Consider the following 19,286-nt stretch of genomic DNA (forward strand, 5'->3'; position numbering starts at 1 on the left):
CGATCCGCCCGGACGATAGCAAGGAAAGCCTCAAGAATGTCCGAAGATTTCCGCCGCGGGCCTGAGAAACCCCTTGCACGCTCCGGCCAAGATCACTACACCGCGCCCACCCCGACCACGGGAGCGCGGAGAGGTGCCGGAGTGGTCGAACGGGGCGGTCTCGAAAACCGTTGAGGGCGCAAGTCCTCCCAGGGTTCGAATCCCTGTCTCTCCGCCAGACACTCTCATAAAATTGTGGTTTTGAAAAGAAATTCGGGAAGTGAGAATTCCCGCCAACCATCAAAGCCAACACGCCGGAAATGCACCCAAGGCGACTCGGTCGAAATCATCTGCGAGTCGTCTGGCCCTTTCCAGCTCTTCGTTGATAGTGGTGCTCAGGGCGTGGTTGGCGCCCGCGTTGTTCGTCAGGTAAATTGCGCCGAATGATTGCGTTTCGCGCATCCTCGGACAACCCGTCGAGCCTGCCCCGATAAATGTAATCCAGTGTCAGACCGTAGCTGTCACAGAGACGCTCCGCCGCTTCGATCGGGATGCGGCGAAACCCGCGTTCCCATGATCCGTATTGCGAGCGCTGAAACCCCTGTTTCTCTGCCCAAGCCTTTTGGTCTAGGTCGGAGAATCCTTGGCGCACCTTCACTAGACGAAGGCCAATTACGCAATGAATGTTTTCCTCAGGCATAGGTGCTTCCTGCGCCCATAAGGCGCGACATGCAACATGTTCTGCGAAATCGAGAATTCTCACCTGTCCGGCGCAGCGCCCTTCGCGTTCTTCAACTTCTGCCCGCAGGAGATCGAGCAACACCGCTGTTCCTTGTTCACCGCCCGAAAGGTCGAGCCGCACCACTGGCAGGTCCGCGTGCCGGCGTAGCAGTGAGGGCCATGGCAGGCTCGCGAACAATAGCGGGCATCGCGGCGCCGGCTCGGGTCGATCAGGGTTCCCGCTTCGATCGCCCATTCCCTTTGCCCTTCATCCCATGTCGGTCACTCCACCCGCACGCGGTGAAACGCCTCGAGCAACAGTTCGCGGGCCATGAGATCCGCCGTTTCCCACCGCCAGCCAATCAGGCAAAGGTCATGCCGGATAGGCTCCGCAGTTTCGCTGCTTTCGATCGGTTCCTCTCAAGAACCAGTCGCCAGAGCGTACAATCCGCTTCAACGACATCACGAATTTGATCCAATTTCCGAAGACGCGTTCGAGTTGGACTGCCAGCACTTTCGCGATGAACGGAAGATTGGCGCAGCAATCGCCGCGTTCATTGCGCAAGCGCAAACTTCCGCTGGGCGAGGACGGCTATTCCCTTTTGCCAAGCGCCCATATCGGGCATGTCCGGCGGAAGGAACGATGATCCGAGCCTGTTTGAACACCATCGAGTACCTGTTGCTCCTGTTGTGGCTCGTGGCTCCGGCCCATGCCGAGCCTCTGATCGGCAAATTCCTCGACGCCGTCTCACCCTCCGAGATTGTCTCTGGCGCGACAGCTTTTGGGGAGGTGACCGAGAACGGGTTGGTGCCGGTGCTGGCGGCTGATGACGTCGTGGGCTGGGCGTTCCTGACATCCGACTTCGTGCCAACCACAGGCTATTCCGGCAAGCCAATCCACATCGTGGCGGGCATCTCGCCCGACGCGGTTCTGACCGGAGCCAAACTCGTCAAACACTCCGAGCCCATCGTGCTGGTCGGTATACCCGAGAGCGAAATCCTCAAGGTGATCCAGCACTACACCGGCTTCGATCTGCACGATGTGTCCGGGCCGCGCGAGGCAGGGGATCTGGAAATCGTTTCAGGAGCGACGGTTACCATCATGGTGATCGACGATTCCATCCTGCGTGCCGGGGTCAAGGTGGCGCGGAGCCTGAGTCTGGCTGGTTTTGCCGATGTTGAGGCGGTCGGGCCACGACGCGAAGTCGACTGGGAGGCGGGTTCTGTGACCGACTGGAAGACGCTTGCCGGAAACGGCGCGCTCCGGCACCTCTCGCTCGACGTCGCCACCATCAACGCCGACTTCGCCGCCCTCGGCGACACGCGCAGCGAGAAGCACGCCGAGCCTGGTCCGGACTCGGACCCTGTCGTTGACGTCTGGACCGCCCTGGTCAGCCAGCCCGCAATCGGCCGCTCGCTCCTCGGCGATGCCGCCTATGCCAATCTGGAGAAGCGCCTCGAACCGGGCGACGAGGCCATTGCCGTCTTCGGCGGCGGCCGCTGGTCCTTCAAGGGTTCGGGCTACGTGCGCGGCGGCATCTTTGACCGTTTCCACCTGATCCAGGGCGAAACTTCCTTCCGTTTCCGCGACCGCAACCACACCCGCATCGTCCGAATCGCCGCCGCGGATGCGCCGACCTTTCCGGAAATGGACCTTTTCATCGTTCCGGCCGCGGCCGGCTTCGATCCGGCCGAGCCCTTCCGCCTTCAGTTTCTTGTCAGCCGTGCCGTCGGGCCGATCGAGAAGATCTTCCTGACCTATGACCTCGGTTACGAACTGCCTGACACCTACACCCGCAACATCGCGCCACCGCCCGTGGCGGAGCCCACTGCCGCCGCGACGGATTCTCAGGCCCGCGACGCCCTCTGGCAACGAATCTGGCAGACCAAGCGCACCGAAGTCGTCGTCCTCGCCGCCGCCCTCGGTCTGCTCACCGGCATCTTCTTCTTCCAGTCGTTCGCGACGAGGAATGCTCGCATCTTCGACATCCTGCGCACCGGCTACCTCGTCTTCACGCTGATCTTCGTCGGTTGGATCGCCAACGCGCAACTTTCGGTGGTGAACGTTCTGGCGGTGGCCAATGCGCTGTTCAGCGACTTCCGGTGGGAAACCTTCCTGATGGACCCGTTGATCTTCATCCTCTGGTTTGCGGTCGCCGCTGCCCTGCTCTTCTGGGCCCGAGGCGCGTACTGCGGCTGGCTCTGCCCGTTCGGCGCACTGCAGGAACTGACGAACAAGATCGCGCGGTATTTCAAGGTGCCGCAGGTGACACTGCCCTGGGGCCTGCACGAGCGGCTCTGGGCGGTAAAGTACATGCTCTTTCTCGGCCTGTTCGGCGTATCGCTGTACTCGTTCGAGCTCGCCGAGCGCCTGGCGGAGATCGAGCCCTTCAAGACTGCGATCATCCTGAAGTTCGCGCGCCCCTTGCCCTACGTGCTGTTGGCGCTTGCCTGCCTGCTGCCCGGTCTCTTCATCGAGCGTTTCTACTGCCGGTACGTCTGCCCGCTCGGCGGTGGCCTCGCGATACCTGCGCGGCTCCACATGTTCCAGTGGCTAAAGCGGTACAAGGAATGCGGCAACCCGTGTCAGCTCTGCGCCACCGACTGTCCGGTCGGTGCCATCCATCCGACTGGCGAGATCAATCCCAACGAGTGCATCTCCTGCCTGAATTGCCAGGTGCTCTATCAGGACCATGCCCGCTGTCCCGTCGTCATCAAGACCGACAGGCGGCGGGCCCAAGCCGCGGCGTCAGTTGCCTCGCTCGCCACTCATTCCGAACGCCCAAATCTGGGCCACCCCAACCAGATCGCACGAGAGAAACAACGGAGGGAAATCCAATGACAGACAATACCAACGACATGACTCGCAGAGGCCTTTTCAAAGGCACTGCAGGTGCCGCAGCCATGGCAGCCGTGGCAGGCACGAGCGGTGGGCTCGGACTGGTGGGGGCGCCGCGCAAGGCAGCCGCAGCCACGGCAATCGAAGTCGCCCCGGGTCAGCTCGACGACTATTACGGCTTCTGGTCTTCGGGGCAGACGGGCGAGATCCGGATCATGGGCGTGCCGTCGATGCGGGAGTTCATGCGCATTCCGGTTTTCAACCGCTGTTCTGCAACCGGTTGGGGCTCCACCAACGAAAGCTTGAAGGTTCTCACCGAAGGGCTGCTGCCAGAAACCAAGGAGTTTCTCGCAAAACGCGGCCGCGTGACCTACGACAATGGCGACCTGCACCACCCGCACATGTCCTTTACCGAAGGAACCTATGACGGGCGCTACTTGTTTGCCAACGACAAGGCCAATACCCGTGTCGCGCGGATCCGCTGCGACATCATGAAGACCGACAAGATCATCGAGATTCCCAACACGTCGGACATCCATGGCCTGCGCCCGCAGAAATACCCGCGCACCGGTTACGTCTTCGCCAACGGCGAGCACCGGATCCCGCTGCCCAACGACGGCTCGGTGCTGGACGATCCGACCCAGTATCACTCGATCTTCACCGCCATCGACGGTGACACGATGGAAATCGCCTGGCAGGTGATCGTCGACGGCAACCTCGACAACTGCGACGCCGACTACGAGGGCAAGTGGGCCTTCTCGACCTGCTACAACTCCGAGGAGGGCGTGACACTCGCCGACATGACGGCCAAAGAGCAGGACTGGGTCGTCGTCTTCAGCATCGAGGCGATCGAGGCAGGCATCAAGGCCGGAGACTACAAGGAGTACAAGGGCGTCAAGGTGCTGGATGGCCGGCATGGCTCCAAATACACCTCCTATATCCCGGTCTCCAACTCGCCGCACGGCTGCAACATGGCGCCCGACAAGCGGCATCTGTGCATCAACGGCAAACTCTCACCCACCGTCACCGTGGTGGACGTGACCAAGCTGCCGGACGTGTTCGGCGGCGCCGAACCGCGATCTGCTGTCGTGGCGGAGCCGGAACTGGGTCTCGGTCCGCTTCACACCGCCTTCGATGGGCGGGGCAACGCCTTTACCACGCTCTTCCTCGACAGCCAGATGGTCAAGTGGAACATCGAGGACGCGGTGCGCGCCTATGCCGGCGAGAATGCCGATCCGATCATCGAGAAGATCGACGTCCACTACCAACCGGGCCACAACCACACCACCATGGGCGAGACCCTGGAGGCCGATGGCAAGTGGCTCATATCGCTTAACAAGTTCTCCAAGGATCGGTTCCTGAACGTTGGCCCGCTGAAGCCGGAGAACGATCAGCTCATCGACATTTCGGGCGATGGGATGGCGCTGGTCCACGACGGGCCGACCTTTGCCGAACCGCACGACTGCATCCTCGTGCGCGCCGACATCGTGAACCCGGTTTCGGTCTACGATCGCGGCGATCCGATTTGGGAAGAGGCCCGCAAACAGGCCGAGTCCGACGGTGTGGATCTCGACTGGGGCGAGGACGTTATCCGCGACGGCAACAAGGTGCGGGTCTACATGTATTCGGTCGCGCCGGCCTTCAGTCTCGAGAGTTTCGAGGTCAACCAGGGCGACGAGGTGACGATCTACATCTCGAACATGGATGAGGTCGACGACCTTACCCATGGCTTCACTCTGGGCAACCACGGCGTTGCGATGGAGATCGGCCCACAGGCTACGGCTTCGGTCACCTTCACCGCCGACCGCCCGGGCGTGCATTGGTATTACTGCCAGTGGTTCTGCCACGCGCTCCACATGGAGATGCGCGGCCGGATGCTGGTCAAGCCAGTCGCCTGAGGGAGGGGCCGACGATGCGACTTCCGGCTCTCGCCCTGTTCCTGCTGGTGGGTCCGCTGACACTTCAGGCGGAGACCATCCATGTGCGGCCTGGGCCGGAGGCGCTTGCACGGGCCATCTCTGCCGCCCGTCCCGGCGATGAACTGATCCTCCACGAAGGCCGGTACGCCGGGCCGGCAGTTATCGACAAGTCCCTCACACTCACGGGCCCCCTTGCCCGGATCGTTGGTCCGGGCGAGGGGTCTGTTCTTACCGTCACCGCGCCGGACGTGACCATCGCCGGCGTTACCATCGCCGGCGCCGGCGCGCGGCTCGACAAGCTCGATAGCGGCATCCGCCTGATGAAGGGCGCCAACGGATCAAGCGTGGAGGGGGTCACCCTCGACGGCAATCTGATCGGCATCGACGTCCACGGGGCGAAGCATGTCACCCTCCGCGGCAACAGCATCCAGGGTCGCAACGACCTGCGCGTGGCCGAGCGCGGACCCGGCATCTACGTCTGGAACGCCCCCGGGCTGGTCGTGGAAGACAACCATATTTCGAAGGGTCGTGACGGGGTCTTCATCACCACCTCCGACGAGGCCGTCTACCGCCGCAACACCTTCACCGACCTCCGCTTCGCCTTCCACTCGATGTACGCCAACCGGATCGAAGTGACCGACAATGTGAGCCGCGGCAACGACATGGGTTTTGCCTTCATGTATTCGACCCGTCTCAAGGTCGAGCGCAATCTCTCCGACGGCGACGCCAACCACGGATTCTTCATGAACTTTGCCAACAAGGCGGAGATGAGGCGCAACGAGGTGCGGAACGGCGGCGAGAAGTGTCTCTTCATCTACAACTCGAACAACAACCTCTTCGAAGCCAACCGCTTCGAGGGCTGCGGCATCGGCGTGCATTTCACCGCCGGCAGTCAGGGCAATGTGCTGACTGGCAACGCCTTCGTCGGCAACCGGACGCAGGTGAAATACGTCGGCACCCGGTGGCTCGAATGGTCTGACGGGGAGCGCGGCAACTACTGGTCGGACCACGTCGCCTTCGACGTGAACGGCGACGGAACGGCCGACAGCCCGTACCGACCGAACGACAGCATTGACCGGCTCGTCTGGTCACAACCCATGGCAAAGCTCCTGATGGGCGCTCCGGCCATGCAACTCATACGCTGGTCGCAGTCGCGCTTTCCGGGGCTGCTGCCCGGCGGCGTGATCGACAACCACCCGCTTGTGTCGCCCGAAGGCGCCGGCGTACCGGCAGAGGAAGAACGGTCATGACCGACCCCATTCTCGATATCCGCAACCTCTCCGTTTCGTTCGGCAAGCTTTACGCTCTTGACGACATTTCGCTGACGGTGGCAGCCGGCGAGCGGCTGGCGCTCATCGGCCACAACGGCGCAGGAAAATCGACGCTCTTCAAGGCGGTGCTGGGGTTTCTCACCCCGGAGACGGGCTCGGTCTCGATCGCCGGGCACCCCCCTGGCACTGATGCCGCGCGGATCGCCATCACCTACTTGCCCGAGGTCGTCGCTTTCCCGCGGAGCCTCACCGGGCGCGAGGTGTTGGCCTATTTCTCCGGACTCAGGAGCGCGACAAGGACGGGCATATTCGACCTTCTCGACCGAGTCGGGCTCACCGAGGCTGCCGACAGGCCCGTCGGAACGTATTCCAAGGGTATGCGGCAGCGGCTCGGTCTCGCGCAGGCGCTGATTGGCGCGCCACGGCTCCTGTTGCTCGACGAACCGACCAGCGGACTCGATCCGGTCTCCCGTCACGACTTCTATGAGGTGATTGCCGAGGCCGCCGCTCGCGGCGCCGCGGTGCTGCTTTCCTCGCACGGGTTGGAGGAGATCCAGAGCCGCACCGATCGTGTGGCAATCCTTTCCAGGGGCGCGCTCCGGGCCGTGGGCACGATGGAAGACCTCGCCCGGCAGGCGGCCCTGCCGACCACGATCCGGGTGACGGCGTTGCAGGGCGAGGCTGACCGGCTTCAGTCCGAGCTCGGCGGCCGCCGCATCAACGGTTGCCGGCTGGAGATCGACTGCACGCCCGAGGCCAAGCTCGCCCTGTTGGCACGCCTTGGTGCCCACCGCGACGTGCTTGAGGACATCGACGTGACCGCCCCAGGCCTCGACGACATCTACCGCCACCACTCGCGTTCCAGCGATATGGAGGAGCGCACATGACCGCCCGCATCGCTACGATCTTCATCCAAGAGTTCAGCCTGGCCCGCCGAAACCTCTGGGTGCTGCTGGCCACGATCGTCCTCGCCCTCTTCGCTCTCGCGCTGGCCTTCTTCGGCGCCGGTCAGGGCGTTGCTCTGGACGCCGACATTCTCACCCTCACCTCTGCAAGCCTCGCGACGCTCTCGGTCTACCTGATCCCGCTCATCGCACTACTGATGTCCTACGATTCCTTTGCCGGTGAGATCGAGCGCGGTGCGCTGGCGCTCACCCTTGCCACACCGGTTCGCCGATGGGAGGTGTTTGTCGCCAAGTTCCTGGCCCAAGGCGCTGCAGTCGGCGTCTCCATCATGCTGGCCTACGCGATTACCGGTTTTGCCGTCCTGCCGCTCTATGGCGCTGGCCCGGAAGGCATTGCCGCCTGGCTGCGCCTCATCGCCTCCTCGGTTTTGCTCGGGGCTGTGTTCGTTGCAGTCGGCCTCGCGCTCTCGGCGCTCTCCAGTCGCACCGCCCGTGCCGCCGCCCTCGCCATCGGCACCTGGCTCGTGCTCGTCGTCCTCTACGACCTCGCACTCCTCGGCGCCATCATGGCGTCGGGCGAGGGCACCTTCGCGTCCCACGTCTTCCCCTGGCTGGTGATCGCCAACCCGGCCGACGCCTTCCGTCTCTACAACCTCGCATCCCTCGACTCCGTCCCGGTGGCCGGCATCGACGGGCTCGCTCGCACCCTGCCATTCCCGCCCGGCGCCGCCATCGGCGCGCTCGCGCTCTGGCTCGTGACGACGGTCAGCCTCGGCATAGCCCGCACGAAAAGGATCGTCCCATGAACCGCATCGCCATATCCCTGATCCTCGCACTGGCGCTCGCCGGGTGCAGGGAGGACACCGCTGCCGTGCCCACGCCAACCCGGATGACTGATGAGGCGCTCGGTCATTACTGCCAAATGTTCGTGGCCGACCACCCCGGTCCCAAGGCGCAGATCCACCTGAAGGGTTATGATGCGCCGCTTTGGTTCAGCCAGGTGACCGATGCGGTGGCCTATGTCCACGACCCCGAGCGGGATGGCGAGATTGCCGCGATCTATGTCTCCGACATGGGCCTCGCGGAGAACTGGGCGGTCCCGGGCGCCGACAACTGGGCCGCAGCGGACGCGGTGCGGTTGGTGATCGAGAGTGACCAGCCGGGCGGCATGGGACTGCCGGAGGCGATACCGTTTTCCGATCCTTCGGTGGCCGAGGCATTCGTCCACGACCACGGTGGGCGGATTGTCGGTTTCTCCGAGGTTCCGACAGCCTACGCACACCCGCAGATGGACGTGATGAGCGCGGATTCCATGGACGGGGGAATGAACTGATGTCACCACCCCTTTCCAGACGCCGTTTCCTGCTGCTCTCGGCGGCGACCTGCGCGGCTACGCAAGTCACCGCCGCGACACCCACAGCCGTCTGGCGCGGCCAGGCTCTCGGCACGGGCGCCGAACTGCGACTCGCGGGGCTCGACCGGGAGGATGCTGCGCCGGTCTTTCACGCGGTGGAGGCCGAGCTTGCCCGCATCGACCGGCTCTTCTCGCTCTACCGGACCGACAGTGCACTCATGCATTTGAACCGCGATGGCGCCTTGCCCGATGCGGACCCCGACATGCTGCACCTGCTGTCGCTGGCGCGGTCGGTCCATCAGGCGACCGAAGGCGCCTTCGATCCCACGGTGCAGCCGATCTTCGCGCTCCATGCCGAGGCCGCCGCGACCGGCCGAGCCGTAGACCCCGATGCGCTGCGCGAGGCCCGCCGACGTGTCGGACTCGGCCATGTCTCGTTCGACACCACGTCGGTGCGTTTCGATCGCCCCGGCATGGCGATGACCTTGAACGGGATCGCCCAGGGATTCGCTACCGACCGGCTCGCGGATCTTCTGCGCATGGCAGGGCTGCGGGACGTGATGGTGAACGCGGGCGAGATCCGCGCAACAGGCAGCAATGATGAAGCCCGCGGCTGGCCGGTTCGGCTGCCGGGCGGGCGCGTGTGCCGATTGGAAAACAGCGCAGTTGCCACGTCGGCGCTCTTCGGAACCATGGTCGACCCGACCCGGCAAGTCGGTCATATCTTCGATCCATCGGGAACAGCCGGCCAGTTGCGTGGAACGCCGGTAACAGCGTTCCACGAGAGCGCCGCCGTTGCCGACGCAGCATCAACCGCGGCGATCGTGATGAACGACCGTCAGCTTGCGCTCCTGAATCGGCTCGATGTCGGCCTTGAGTTTCCGGGCTGAGGCAAAGGAGACGAAAGCCGCCTGTCAGGGCACGGGCCTCAACGGAGATCCCATGCGACACTCCGATCTCGACGACCCGGATCTGCCGCTGGCCACGCTGTTCGCTGAATGGCCCGGCCTGGCTCCGGAGTTCTGGGAGCGGCACATGCTCTGCCCCGGCTGCCCCATCGCGCCGTTTCACACCATCGCTGATGTCTGCGAGGTATATGGGCTGGATGAGGTCGAGTTCCGCGCCGTCTTGGCTCAGGCGGTTCGGTCTGCCTAACGCGCTGGCTCCCCTCATTCCCCTTTCCACGAAGTTTCTGGGCGGTCGCGAAAGCTTCGATTGGTTCGGCACTTCGCTGCGGGCGGGGATGAGTCAGCCCCTCGGCTCTCCGATCATGACCAGACGGTGCGGGTCGGTCACCACGATCCGCTTGCGAGTCGAGCGAACGATGCCGTCCTTCTCCCAGGCCGACAGCAGCCGGCTGACCGTGTGCAGCGTTGTGCCTGTCATTTCCGAGATGTTGTTTCGGGTGACGGGAAAGCCGATCGCGATGCCCTCCCCGGTCTTCTGCCCACTCTGGTTGACCATGCGCAGGAGCACTGCCGCCACCCGCTGCTCGACTGCCTGCGTCGCCATCTCTGTCAGAGTCGTCTGTATCTCGCCCAGTCGTCGACCCAGCGTCTTGTAGCTTTCGGTCGCAAAGCCTTCGTATGTCGTTATGAACGGATGCCACAGGCGCACCGGCCAGGAGAGAGCGATGGACTCCGCCGCCGCTACCGCCGTCGCCGGATAGGTCGTGCGCTGAAGAGCCGGCGCGATGCCGAAGAGTTGGCCGGGCGAGATGTGCAAGACGATGATCTGGTCACCGCCGGGTGTCGTGCGGATCACCCTGAGATAGCCGTCGAGCAGCAGGAAGAAACGCTCGGCATCGTGCCCTTCTCGGAAGATTTCCGCGCCCTCCTCGTAGCGCCGCGACGTCGCCTGATTGAGAATCTCGCGAATCTGCTGGCGGTCGAGACGCGAGAAGGGCGGCAGGCCCGTCAGGAGGCTTTCGTCGAGTTTCGGCAAGACCTGTCCGGAAGTTTGAGCAAGAGCAACGTTCGCCCGATGCTTCTAACGCAAAACCGGGGCGAACCGAAAGACAGGACGCAAACGAAAGGAACCTTCAATGAGGACACCACTTATGATTGCCGCCGCGCTGATGTTTGCCGCGGGGGGCGCCCAAGCGGCAACCCACGAGGTGCACATGCTCAACAAGGGCGAGGCCGGAACGATGGTGTTCGAGCCGGCCTTCATCAAGGCCGAACCGGGCGACGTGGTCCATTTCGTGTCGGTCGACAAGGGACACAACGTTGAGAGCATCGAGGGAATGATTCCCGATGGAATTGAACCCTTCAAATCCAAGCCAAGCGAAGACTTCGACCTGACGGTCGGCCAGGAAGGTGTCTATGGCGTAAAGTGCACGCCGCACTACGGCATGGGCATGGTCGCGCTGATCGAGGTCGGGACACCGGTGAACCTGGATGAGGCGAAGGCCATGAAACAACGCGGCAAGGCAAAGGGCCGTATGGCGGATCTGTTCGCGCAGGTCGAATGAACCGGCACAACTGGGCTGACACAAGCTTGTGGGGGGCAGCGACCGTGACAACGCGTTTCCCTGTCGGAGGCAAAGATGACGCAACGCATTGACTATAGTGGGCCGGCCCTGTTTTCAGGTGGCTTCCGGCCGTTCTTTCTCGCCGCGATGCTCTTCGGGCTCGGCGTGGTGCCGGTCTGGTTTTTTGTGTGGCGCGGCACCGTCGCCTTCGACGGGACGTTTGACGTCATCGACTGGCATGTCCACGAGATGATCTTCGGTTATGGCGCCGCGGTGCTGGCCGGCTTCCTCTTCACGGCGGTGCCGAACTGGACCGGGAACATGCCGACACGCGGCTGGCCGCTTGCATTGTTGCTCGCCTTGTGGCTGGCCGGGCGGCTCGCACTTTGGGGAGCGCTTGGGATGCCGGATTTCGGCGTGTTCCTCGTCGACCAGGCCTTCCTGCTTGCCGTCGCCTCAATGGTGGCGCGAGAGATCGTCGCTGGTAAGAACTGGCGCAATCTCAGGGTCATCGTCCCGGTGATGCTGCTTTGGGCGACGAACGTCGCGTTCCACGTTCAAGTGATGGCTGGGGGGACCACGGACGTCGCCCGACGGCTCGGGATCGCCATACTGGTTTTCCTGATCATGCTTATCGGTGGCCGCATCATTCCCAGCTTCACCCGGAACTGGCTGGCCAAGGCAGAGAGCGCGCGGCTTCCAATACCCCCCAATCGTTTCGACACACTCTGTATCGCGGGTGGGGCCGCCGCGCTGCTGTCCTGGAGTCTCGCACCGGAAACGGCGGCGACGGGCGCCGTCGCCATGCTGGCCGCCGCACTGCACGTGGCGCGGCTTCTCCGCTGGCGTGGGCCCGCTACCTGGCGATCACCTTTGCTGTTGATGCTGCATGTCGCCTACCTGCTGATACCGGTGGGATTTGCCGGAGTGGCCACCGCCTCGGTGGGCTTGGTTGGCAACAGCGTTCCGGCGCATCTGTTTGGAATTGGCGCAATCGGAGGCATGACCGTGGCGGTGATGATGCGAGCAACCCTGGGGCACACAGGTCGCGAACTGGTTTCCGGGCCCGTGCTGACGACGGCCTTCGCGCTGGTCCTCGCTGCGACCGTGACCCGCATTGCGGGACCAATGGAGTTCTGGCCGGGCGTCGACGGGATCGTGCTAGCCGCGATCTGTTGGACGGTGGCCTTTGCCCTGCTCGTCTCACGTCTGGGGCCCTGGCTCCTAAAGGAAAAGGAAGCAAGGCGCTCCCCCTGTCGCCCCGGAACGTCGAGGAACTGCTGAGCGAGTGCGGGAGCGAAATCAGCCACAAATCCGTCCCGTTCTGGTAGCTTTGGTTCGGCCCGATGTTGTCATCTGAGATACGGTCGTTGCGGAAGCGCTCCGCCTCGCAGGAGCGTGGTGTTAATGATTTCGGCACCTTGGCAGGGGAGATGGGATGGATGCCGCTCTCCCCTGACGGCATCGCGATGTGCCAAGCTTGCGGTGTCAACACACAAGCTGAAAGAGAGGGCATCCATGGGAGAGGTTACCATCATCGGCGTCGATCTCGCAAAGAACGTGTTCCAGGTGCACGGCGCTGCGGCGGACGGGACCGTGCTGTTCCGCAAGAAGCTGTCGCGGCCGCAGTTCGCCCGGTTCATGGCGGAGCAGCCGCCATGCCGCGTGGCTATGGAGGCCTGCGCCAGCGCGCATCACTGGGCACGTGAAATGGCGCGGCACGGGCATGACGTCCGCCTGATCGCGCCGCATTACGTCAAGCCGTTCCTCAAGCGGCAGAAGAACGACGCAGCCGACGCAGAGGCCATCGTGGAGGCGGCGCTGCGACCGACCATGCGGTTCGTCGAGCCCAAGACCGCCGACCAGCAGGCACGTGCCGTCGTGTTCCGGACACGGGAGCAGTTCGTGAAGCAGCGCACCGAGGCAGTAAACGCGCTGCGGTCTCATCTCTACGAGTTCGGCCATGTCGCGCCCGAGGGGATCGGCTACGTCCCGCGCCTCGCGAAAGTCGTCGATGATCCTGACACGGATATACCCGAGTTAGCCCGGGACATCTGCCGCATGCTCATTGAGCAGATCGCTCATCTCACTGACCGGATCGACGCCCTGAAGGCCTGGATCGCGGCGCGGTCGAACGAAGCGGAGTTGCCGCGCCAGTTGCAGACGATGCCGGGTGTCGGGCCGATCACCGCGCTCGCGGTCGAGACCTTCGCGCCGCCGATGGAGCAGTTCCGCCGCGGGAGGGATTTCGCGGCCTGGCTCGGCCTCGTTCCGAAGCAACATTCCACCGGCGGCAGGCAGAGGCTGGGGAAGACCTCGAAGATGGGGCAACGGGATATCCGAAGGCTGCTCGTGATCGGGGCGACCGCCGTGATCCGCTGGGCCTCGCGGCGAGGGGCGCCAAAGGGGTCGTGGCTGGCGCGGATGCTCGAGCGTAAGCCGATCCCGGTCGTGGCGGTGGCGCTGGCGAACAAAATGGCGCGCGGGATCTGGGCGATGCTGACCCGTGGCGAGAGCTATCGTGGCCCGGTATTGATCGGCGCCTGATCCGGCGTGGGGCAGACGCCGGGGCCACCGAGTTGTGAGGAAGGCATGATCCGAATGGACACATGATTGAAACGATCCGGGTCGGGCAAACCAGTAACGTTCTCCGAGCCTCGAGCTCGCTGTTGGAGATTTGGCCCCGGTCCGCGCATCACCATCCCGGCCAGCGGCGCCATGTCAGCCGCACTGAACAGGCCTGACAAAAGAACGCACTCGATCACATGTCCCGACGATCAGAAATTCCCTGCAAACCGAGCGGCATCCACAAAAGAACGTTCGACCCCAGTCCCGTCCCCTCCGCCACTTGCCCCAAAATGCCGTAACGGCATCGCTTTAAGCGCTCAGGGATACGAGGGGTGAGGCAGCACTGACAGTGTCGTTCGGATGCAACGCGGGCCGCGGCCGGCCGGCGTTCCCTACAACGCGACCTCCAGGCGCGGCGCGGCAAAGTCGACGAAGGCGCGGACCTTTCGGGCGACGAGTCCGCCGCGATAGAGGATGCTCACCGGCCACGGCTCCGGCTCGCTGCTGCGGAGAAGAATCTCGAGGCGCCCTTCCGCGACCGCCGCCGCGGTCTGGTAGGACAGAACCCGCGTGACACCCAGCCCGGCCACCGCGGCATCGATGGCGGCTTCGGCCGTGTTGACGATCATGCGCGACCGGATGCGGATCTGACGCCGATCCTGTCGGTCACCAAAAGACCAGCGATCGGAGGGCATCAGGTTCTCGAAGGTGATGCAATCGTGCCCGGCCAGATCTTCGGGGCTCTCGGGTCGGTCGCGTGTGGCGAGGTAGGCCGGGCTTGCACAAATCACCCTGCGCACTTGCCCGATCCGGCGCGCGCGGAGGCTGCTGTCGGGAAGCTGGCCGATGCGGATCGCCGCGTCGATCCTTTCCTCCTGGAGGCTGACCGGACGGTCCGTCAACTCCAGCCGGACGTCGACTTCCGGGTAGGCCCTCAGGAAGGCCGCAACGACGGGCAGGACGTGCAACCGTCCGAAGACGATCGGGGCGGTCAGCGTCAACAGCCCCACCGGGGCGCTGTATTCCCCCGCGGCCGCCCGTTCGGCCTCGGCCACGTCCTCCAGAATGCGGCGGCAGGCTGCGACATAGGCCACACCCATGTCGGTCGGCGTCAGGCCGCGCGCCGACCGACGGAGAATTGTAGTCCCAAGCCGTGTCTCCAACTCGGCCACCCGCCGGCTGACGGTCGCCAGTGGCAGTCCGAGCTGGCGCGCCGCGGATGAGAGGCTGCCGGCATCCACAGCGGCGACAAGGATGGACATGGAGTCGAGGCGGTCGGTCATATTTCCACTTTTCGAGAGGATACTTCTTGATAATGCCGTCTACTTCCAAAATTTGAAACATCTATCTTGGTCTCGTCACAGCAACTCAAGGAGACCCCTGATGTCCCGCATCGCAATACCCGCCTCGATCGAGGACGCCCCCGAAGCGTCCCGTCCCCTGCTCGAGCAAGTCACCAAACAACTCGGCAGCGCGCCGAACCTGTTCCGCCTCGCCGCCAACAGCCCCGCGGCGCTCGAAGGCTATCTCGGCCTCTTCGGTGCGCTCGGCAAAGGCCGCCTTCCCGCGGCAACCCGCGAACGCATCGCGCTCGCCATCGCCGAATTCAACGGCTGCGGCTATTGCCTCTCGGCCCACACCTATCTGGGACGCAACCTCGCCAAGCTCTCGCCCGAGGAAATCGCAGCGAACCGGCGCGGCGGTTCGACCGATGAAAGGGCCGACGCGGCCGTTCGGTTTGCGGTCCAGGTGGCCGAGACCCGCGGCCACGTCAGCAATGGCGACCTCTTCGCGGTTCGCAACGCCGGGTATGACGATGCCCAGATCATCGAGATCGTGCAGCATGTCGCGCTGAACATCTGGACCAACTACCTCAACGAGGTTGCCAAGACCGATATCGACTTCCCCGTCGCAGACGGTGTTGCCGCCTGACCTCCGGACGGCGGCAGGCTCACGCCTGCCGCCGATTTCTTTTGCAAAGAGGAGCCGACACGTTGCCCCGCCCCCCGCTTCCCCCTTCACCGCCGAGACCGCCGCGCAGAAGGTGCGTCTGGCCGAGGACGCCTGGAACAGCCGCGACCCGGCGGCCGTCTCGCGCGCCTACACGCCGGACAGCCGCTGGCGCAACCGCAGCACCTTCCTGACCGGCCGCGACGAGATCGTTGCCTTCCTGGCCGAGAAATGGAGCAAGGAGCAGGAATATCGCCTGATCAAGGAACTCTGGGCCTTCGAGGGCAACCGGATTGCCGTCCGCTTTGCCTATGAATGGCGCGGGCCGGCCGGCCAGTGGATCCGCTCCTATGGGAACGAGAACTGGGAGTTCGACGCGGGCGGGCTGATGGCCGAGCGCCATGCGAGCATCAACGATCTCGCCATCGACGAGTCCGAGCGGCTGTTTCACTGGCCACAGGGCCGCCGGCCGGATGACCACCCCTCGCTGAGCGACCTGGGGCTCTGAGATGACCATCCGGACCCCCAGCGACATCGCCTTTTCGCCCGCGGTCAAGGCCGTGCAGGCGGCGAAGGGATCGCGCGCGCTCTACGCGAAGGTGGAGGCGAAGCACCCCTGGTCGGACCGGATCTCGCCTGATCTCGCGCAATTCATCGGCACGCTGACCAGCGTCTTCCTCGGCACCGCGAGAGCCGCGGGCCAGCCCTATATCCAGCATCGGGGCGGTCAACCGGGCTTCCTGAAGGTGTTGGGTGAGCGGCGGCTCGGCTTTGCCGATTTGGCCGGCAACAGGCAATTCATCACCTTGGGAAATCTTTCGGAAAACCCGCACGCCTTCCTGTTCCTGATCGACTACGAGCAGGCCCGGCGTGTGAAGCTCTGGGGCACCGCCCAGGTGGTCGAGGACGACCCGGCCCTGCTGGATCGTCTTCGCCCCGCGGGCTTTGCCGGCCGGGCCGAGCGGGCGATCCTCTTCGATCTTGTCGCCTGGGACGTGAACTGCCCCCAGCATATCCCGCGGCGCATCGACCTGGCGCGGGTCGCGACCATGCTGGCCAAGCGCGACGCCCGCATCGCTGCCCTGGAAGCCGAGCTTGCCAACCGGTCACCCGACACATGACCCAATGGCCCGATCGGATGGAACGCCGGCAGCGTCCGGCTCACCCGTCGCTTGAAACACGTCGTCAGACCTGAGTGAGGACATAGAGATGAACAATTCGAGAAACCAACTTGCGGTCAGCCTCGCAACCGCCCTGCTGGGCGCCGGGATGGCCATCGTTGCCAGTTCCGCGATCGTCGGGCTGGGCAGCGGTGCGGCCTCGGCGAGGACGACACCGGCCCATCGCGTTCCGCCGACACCCCGATTCGGCGCTGTTGTGTTCTCAGGCGACACCGTCGCGCGCACCAAGGTTCGGATGACAGCCGGCACCGTGGACGCGACCGAGACCGCCTCGCGCGCCATCAAGCCAGCTCAAGATAGGTAACCCGGACGGTCGGCGTCGCTCCCGCGCCGAACCGTCCAGCGGCCGACCCTGCTTGCCCGTCGTCCCCAGGGAGGCGTCGGCCGCCCTGCCCGCCCCCGGACAATCCCCCCCGGGGCACTGTCCCCGCCGGGGTCGGGCTCTCTGCCTCATTTCATCGATTTCCCGGATGACCTGATCCTGCAGGTCGTCCCGGGAGACCAGAGCCCGTCGGCATTCCGCTCCGGGCAACCGCCAGCCATTGGCAACATCCAAGGACTGAAAACATGACCCTCAAGACCACCCTACTCCTCGCCGCCATCGCAACCGCCGGCCTCGCCGCGCCGAGCCTCGCCGAGGACGAGTACAACGTCTCCACCGGCTTCTCGCTCGAAGGCGCTCCTCTCGCCCTGCGCGGCGTGGACGCGGTCGCCCTGTCGACGCTGAACGCTGTCGCAGAAGGCGACGCCGCGCATGTCGTGGAGCATGACGGCGTGGCCTATTACTTCGCTTCCGAGATCACGGCGGAGAAGTTCACCGCCGACCCGGACGCCTACATTCCGCAATATGGCGGCTTCTGCGCCTTTGCGGTTGCCATCGGCAAGAAGCTCGACGGCGACCCGCGCTATGCCGACATCGTCGACGGCAAGCTGTATCTCTTCGTGAACGCGGCGGTATTCGCCAAATACAAGGAGAACCCCGAGGAAACACTGCGCAAGGCCGAAGAAACCTGGCCCTCAATTCATCACAAGGCCGCTGACAGCCTGTAACCTGCGCGGGCGGCGGCTCTCCTGGGCGCCGTCGCCCGAATGCGCCTCGAGTGGGCAATTGGACCGGGGGTTATGAGTGCATCGCCTCGAAACAACTTTGTAGCGTCGCCGGCAGGGGCCTGCGCGTACGCCGCCAGATGAAAGGAGCACGAAAGCCAGCACCGACGCCGCTCATCCTTGGAGATCCCACACGGCGTTGCAGCAGTACGACCCCTTTACGATCAGGACCCATTGATCTGGCATTGAGGATGTGAGTCACGACTGCCAAATGAGTGACGGCATCTGTGATCATATCGGGCCGAGGGGCGCGCAGTTGACGTGTCTGGAGCCAAATCTTCCGATGTCCCACAGAAAGGTTCATGTTGATGACCGACATGTCCTGAGTGGGAGTGAGGAGGATCAGAAAGCGATCCAGCGTATCGTTTCGCCACGAACCTTCATCAATCGTATTGGCTTACGTTGGCGTGATCCGCCTGCGGAAATCGTCCCGCACAGGACGCTCTACTACCGTTCGAAGCGGTGGCGCGACACGCGCCGATAAAAGAGCCGCTACCGAATCGTGATCATGTTCGACAGTCGCCACGGTTGGCGGCGCGTCGCAACCCACCGCCACCGCTGCACCAAGGCCTTCCTCTCCGCGATCGCTGGCGCAGCGAGCGTCATCTATTGGTTATGAGTCCCGACTCAAGGAAAACGGCGTCACAATTCGCTGGTATAGCATTGTCTCCGCCGCTTATCGGCAGCAACACGCATTCGAGAGCGAAACCCCTTTCCGGTAAAGGAGAGTTTTGCCAGAAATAAATGCAACTCGTAGGTCATGTTGGCTGACCTGAGACCCGTCTCTTCCTCCGGTTTGAAGTAGAGTCCGTCCCAAACGAGGAGACGAACGGAATGAAGAGATCACGGTTCAGCGAAGAACAGATCATCGCGATCCTGAAGAGCCAGGAGAGCGGCGTGGCGACGGCGGATGTGTGCCGCGAGCACGGGATCAGCTCGGCGACGTTTTACAAATGGAAGGCGAAGTTCGGTGGGCTCGAGGTTTCGGATGCCCGGAAGCTGAAGGCGCTCGAGGACGAG

Annotated in this window: 20 protein-coding genes, 1 tRNA gene and 1 pseudogene; 19 read left to right on the plus strand and 3 right to left on the minus strand. The window is 64.0% G+C overall.

Annotated features, from left to right (window positions below; all coding sequences use genetic code 11):
- Positions 1-127 precede the first annotated feature (127 nt).
- Positions 128-217, plus strand: a tRNA-Ser gene (locus EU800_RS09085).
- A gap of 108 nt (positions 218-325) precedes the next feature.
- Here EU800_RS09085 and EU800_RS09090 read toward each other — a convergent pair.
- Positions 326-844, minus strand: coding sequence for a helix-turn-helix domain-containing protein (locus EU800_RS09090; protein WP_129630766.1), 519 nt, complete (start codon positions 842-844; stop codon positions 326-328).
- A gap of 498 nt (positions 845-1,342) precedes the next feature.
- Here EU800_RS09090 and EU800_RS09095 point away from each other — a divergent pair, with 498 nt between their 5' ends.
- The 8 genes from EU800_RS09095 to EU800_RS09130 all read left to right on the plus strand — a co-directional run bounded on the left by EU800_RS09095 (position 1,343) and on the right by EU800_RS09130 (position 10,142).
- Positions 1,343-3,541 carry a NosR/NirI family protein gene (locus tag EU800_RS09095; protein ID WP_129630768.1) on the plus strand — a complete coding sequence of 733 codons (2,199 nt, stop codon included), beginning with the start codon at positions 1,343-1,345 and terminating at the stop codon, positions 3,539-3,541.
- Between the two features lie 62 nt (positions 3,542-3,603).
- Positions 3,604-5,436 carry a TAT-dependent nitrous-oxide reductase gene (gene nosZ / locus EU800_RS09100; RefSeq protein ID WP_371685604.1) on the plus strand — a complete coding sequence of 611 codons (1,833 nt, stop codon included), beginning with the start codon at positions 3,604-3,606 and terminating at the stop codon, positions 5,434-5,436.
- 14 nt (positions 5,437-5,450) lie between these two features.
- A complete protein-coding gene (locus tag EU800_RS09105) occupies positions 5,451-6,707 on the plus strand; it encodes a nitrous oxide reductase family maturation protein NosD (protein WP_129630772.1) in 1,257 nt (418 codons plus the stop codon).
- The gene (locus tag EU800_RS09110; RefSeq protein WP_129630774.1) at positions 6,704-7,615 is read left to right on the plus strand and encodes an ABC transporter ATP-binding protein; all 912 of its coding nucleotides are present in this window, start codon (positions 6,704-6,706) and stop codon (positions 7,613-7,615) included. The genes EU800_RS09105 and EU800_RS09110 overlap by 4 nt, the downstream gene beginning before the upstream one ends.
- Entirely contained in the window at positions 7,612-8,439 is an 828-nt protein-coding gene (locus tag EU800_RS09115) for an ABC transporter permease (RefSeq protein ID WP_129630776.1), read from the plus strand. Before EU800_RS09110 ends, EU800_RS09115 begins: the two co-directional genes overlap by 4 nt.
- Positions 8,436-8,966: a nitrous oxide reductase accessory protein NosL gene (locus EU800_RS09120; RefSeq protein ID WP_129630778.1), complete on the plus strand. Its 531-nt coding sequence runs from the start codon at positions 8,436-8,438 to the stop codon at positions 8,964-8,966. Before EU800_RS09115 ends, EU800_RS09120 begins: the two co-directional genes overlap by 4 nt.
- Positions 8,966-9,877: an FAD:protein FMN transferase gene (locus tag EU800_RS09125; protein ID WP_129630780.1), complete on the plus strand. Its 912-nt coding sequence runs from the start codon at positions 8,966-8,968 to the stop codon at positions 9,875-9,877. Before EU800_RS09120 ends, EU800_RS09125 begins: the two co-directional genes overlap by 1 nt.
- A 52-nt stretch (positions 9,878-9,929) precedes the next feature.
- Positions 9,930-10,142 (plus strand): hypothetical protein, encoded by a 213-nt coding sequence (locus tag EU800_RS09130; protein ID WP_129630782.1) that lies wholly within the window; start codon positions 9,930-9,932, stop codon positions 10,140-10,142.
- Between the two features lie 93 nt (positions 10,143-10,235).
- Here EU800_RS09130 and EU800_RS09135 read toward each other — a convergent pair whose 3' ends face one another.
- A complete protein-coding gene (locus EU800_RS09135) occupies positions 10,236-10,931 on the minus strand; it encodes a Crp/Fnr family transcriptional regulator (protein ID WP_129630784.1) in 696 nt (231 codons plus the stop codon).
- 115 nt (positions 10,932-11,046) lie between these two features.
- Here EU800_RS09135 and EU800_RS09140 point away from each other — a divergent pair, with 115 nt between their 5' ends.
- From EU800_RS09140 to EU800_RS09150, 3 genes are all read left to right on the plus strand, one after another.
- Positions 11,047-11,460 carry a pseudoazurin gene (locus EU800_RS09140; protein ID WP_242500450.1) on the plus strand — a complete coding sequence of 138 codons (414 nt, stop codon included), beginning with the start codon at positions 11,047-11,049 and terminating at the stop codon, positions 11,458-11,460.
- Between the two features lie 75 nt (positions 11,461-11,535).
- Positions 11,536-12,744 carry an NnrS family protein gene (locus EU800_RS09145; protein ID WP_129630788.1) on the plus strand — a complete coding sequence of 403 codons (1,209 nt, stop codon included), beginning with the start codon at positions 11,536-11,538 and terminating at the stop codon, positions 12,742-12,744.
- A gap of 234 nt (positions 12,745-12,978) precedes the next feature.
- Positions 12,979-14,007, plus strand: coding sequence for an IS110 family transposase (locus EU800_RS09150; protein WP_129630790.1), 1,029 nt, complete (start codon positions 12,979-12,981; stop codon positions 14,005-14,007).
- A 413-nt stretch (positions 14,008-14,420) separates the two neighbouring features.
- On the opposite strand, the gene EU800_RS09155 is transcribed toward EU800_RS09150, so the two are convergent.
- Entirely contained in the window at positions 14,421-15,311 is an 891-nt protein-coding gene (locus EU800_RS09155; RefSeq protein ID WP_129630792.1) for a LysR family transcriptional regulator, read from the minus strand.
- Positions 15,312-15,411: 100 nt separating this feature from the next.
- On the opposite strand from EU800_RS09155, the gene EU800_RS09160 reads away from it, so the two are divergent.
- The 7 genes and pseudogenes from EU800_RS09160 to EU800_RS09190 form a co-directional block, all read left to right on the plus strand.
- Positions 15,412-15,960, plus strand: coding sequence for a carboxymuconolactone decarboxylase family protein (locus tag EU800_RS09160; RefSeq protein WP_129630794.1), 549 nt, complete (start codon positions 15,412-15,414; stop codon positions 15,958-15,960).
- A gap of 34 nt (positions 15,961-15,994) precedes the next feature.
- The gene (locus tag EU800_RS09165; protein ID WP_129630836.1) at positions 15,995-16,486 is read left to right on the plus strand and encodes a nuclear transport factor 2 family protein; all 492 of its coding nucleotides are present in this window, start codon (positions 15,995-15,997) and stop codon (positions 16,484-16,486) included.
- Position 16,487: 1 nt separating this feature from the next.
- Complete coding sequence (locus EU800_RS09170; protein WP_129630796.1) at positions 16,488-17,099, plus strand: pyridoxamine 5'-phosphate oxidase family protein; 612 nt, start codon at positions 16,488-16,490, stop codon at positions 17,097-17,099.
- Between the two features lie 88 nt (positions 17,100-17,187).
- Positions 17,188-17,463: a hypothetical protein gene (locus tag EU800_RS09175; RefSeq protein WP_129630798.1), complete on the plus strand. Its 276-nt coding sequence runs from the start codon at positions 17,188-17,190 to the stop codon at positions 17,461-17,463.
- 263 nt (positions 17,464-17,726) lie between these two features.
- On the plus strand, positions 17,727-18,209 hold the full coding sequence (locus EU800_RS09180) for a YHS domain-containing (seleno)protein (protein ID WP_129630800.1): 483 nt from the start codon (positions 17,727-17,729) through the stop codon (positions 18,207-18,209).
- Between the two features lie 541 nt (positions 18,210-18,750).
- Positions 18,751-18,885: pseudogene (locus EU800_RS29085) on the plus strand (IS5/IS1182 family transposase); the annotation flags it as partial.
- A 215-nt stretch (positions 18,886-19,100) separates the two neighbouring features.
- Positions 19,101-19,286 (plus strand): transposase (locus EU800_RS09190; RefSeq protein ID WP_129630802.1); only part of this gene is annotated, 186 nt, incomplete at its 3' end.

The organism is Tropicimonas sp. IMCC6043, assembly GCF_004146235.1.
Taxonomy (GTDB): Bacteria; Pseudomonadota; Alphaproteobacteria; order Rhodobacterales; family Rhodobacteraceae; genus Tropicimonas.

What these genes read in the sequence shown, in the direction of transcription:
- EU800_RS09150 (WP_129630790.1), top strand. Translation starts at nt 12,979, where the DNA reads ATGGGAGAGGTTACCATCATCGGCGTCGATCTCGCAAAGAACGTGTTC.
- EU800_RS09105 (WP_129630772.1), top strand. Translation starts at nt 5,451, where the DNA reads ATGCGACTTCCGGCTCTCGCCCTGTTCCTGCTGGTGGGTCCGCTGACA.
- EU800_RS09125 (WP_129630780.1), top strand. Translation starts at nt 8,966, where the DNA reads ATGTCACCACCCCTTTCCAGACGCCGTTTCCTGCTGCTCTCGGCGGCG.
- EU800_RS09115 (WP_129630776.1), top strand. Translation starts at nt 7,612, where the DNA reads ATGACCGCCCGCATCGCTACGATCTTCATCCAAGAGTTCAGCCTGGCC.
- EU800_RS09145 (WP_129630788.1), top strand. Translation starts at nt 11,536, where the DNA reads ATGACGCAACGCATTGACTATAGTGGGCCGGCCCTGTTTTCAGGTGGC.
- EU800_RS09110 (WP_129630774.1), top strand. Translation starts at nt 6,704, where the DNA reads ATGACCGACCCCATTCTCGATATCCGCAACCTCTCCGTTTCGTTCGGC.
- EU800_RS09180 (WP_129630800.1), top strand. Translation starts at nt 17,727, where the DNA reads ATGACCCTCAAGACCACCCTACTCCTCGCCGCCATCGCAACCGCCGGC.
- EU800_RS09095 (WP_129630768.1), top strand. Translation starts at nt 1,343, where the DNA reads ATGATCCGAGCCTGTTTGAACACCATCGAGTACCTGTTGCTCCTGTTG.
- EU800_RS09175 (WP_129630798.1), top strand. Translation starts at nt 17,188, where the DNA reads ATGAACAATTCGAGAAACCAACTTGCGGTCAGCCTCGCAACCGCCCTG.
- EU800_RS09120 (WP_129630778.1), top strand. Translation starts at nt 8,436, where the DNA reads ATGAACCGCATCGCCATATCCCTGATCCTCGCACTGGCGCTCGCCGGG.
- EU800_RS09170 (WP_129630796.1), top strand. Translation starts at nt 16,488, where the DNA reads ATGACCATCCGGACCCCCAGCGACATCGCCTTTTCGCCCGCGGTCAAG.
- EU800_RS09130 (WP_129630782.1), top strand. Translation starts at nt 9,930, where the DNA reads ATGCGACACTCCGATCTCGACGACCCGGATCTGCCGCTGGCCACGCTG.
- EU800_RS09155 (WP_129630792.1), bottom strand. Translation starts at nt 15,311, where the DNA reads ATGACCGACCGCCTCGACTCCATGTCCATCCTTGTCGCCGCTGTGGAT.
- nosZ (WP_371685604.1), top strand. Translation starts at nt 3,604, where the DNA reads ATGGCAGCCGTGGCAGGCACGAGCGGTGGGCTCGGACTGGTGGGGGCG.
- EU800_RS09160 (WP_129630794.1), top strand. Translation starts at nt 15,412, where the DNA reads ATGTCCCGCATCGCAATACCCGCCTCGATCGAGGACGCCCCCGAAGCG.
- EU800_RS09140 (WP_242500450.1), top strand. Translation starts at nt 11,047, where the DNA reads ATGATTGCCGCCGCGCTGATGTTTGCCGCGGGGGGCGCCCAAGCGGCA.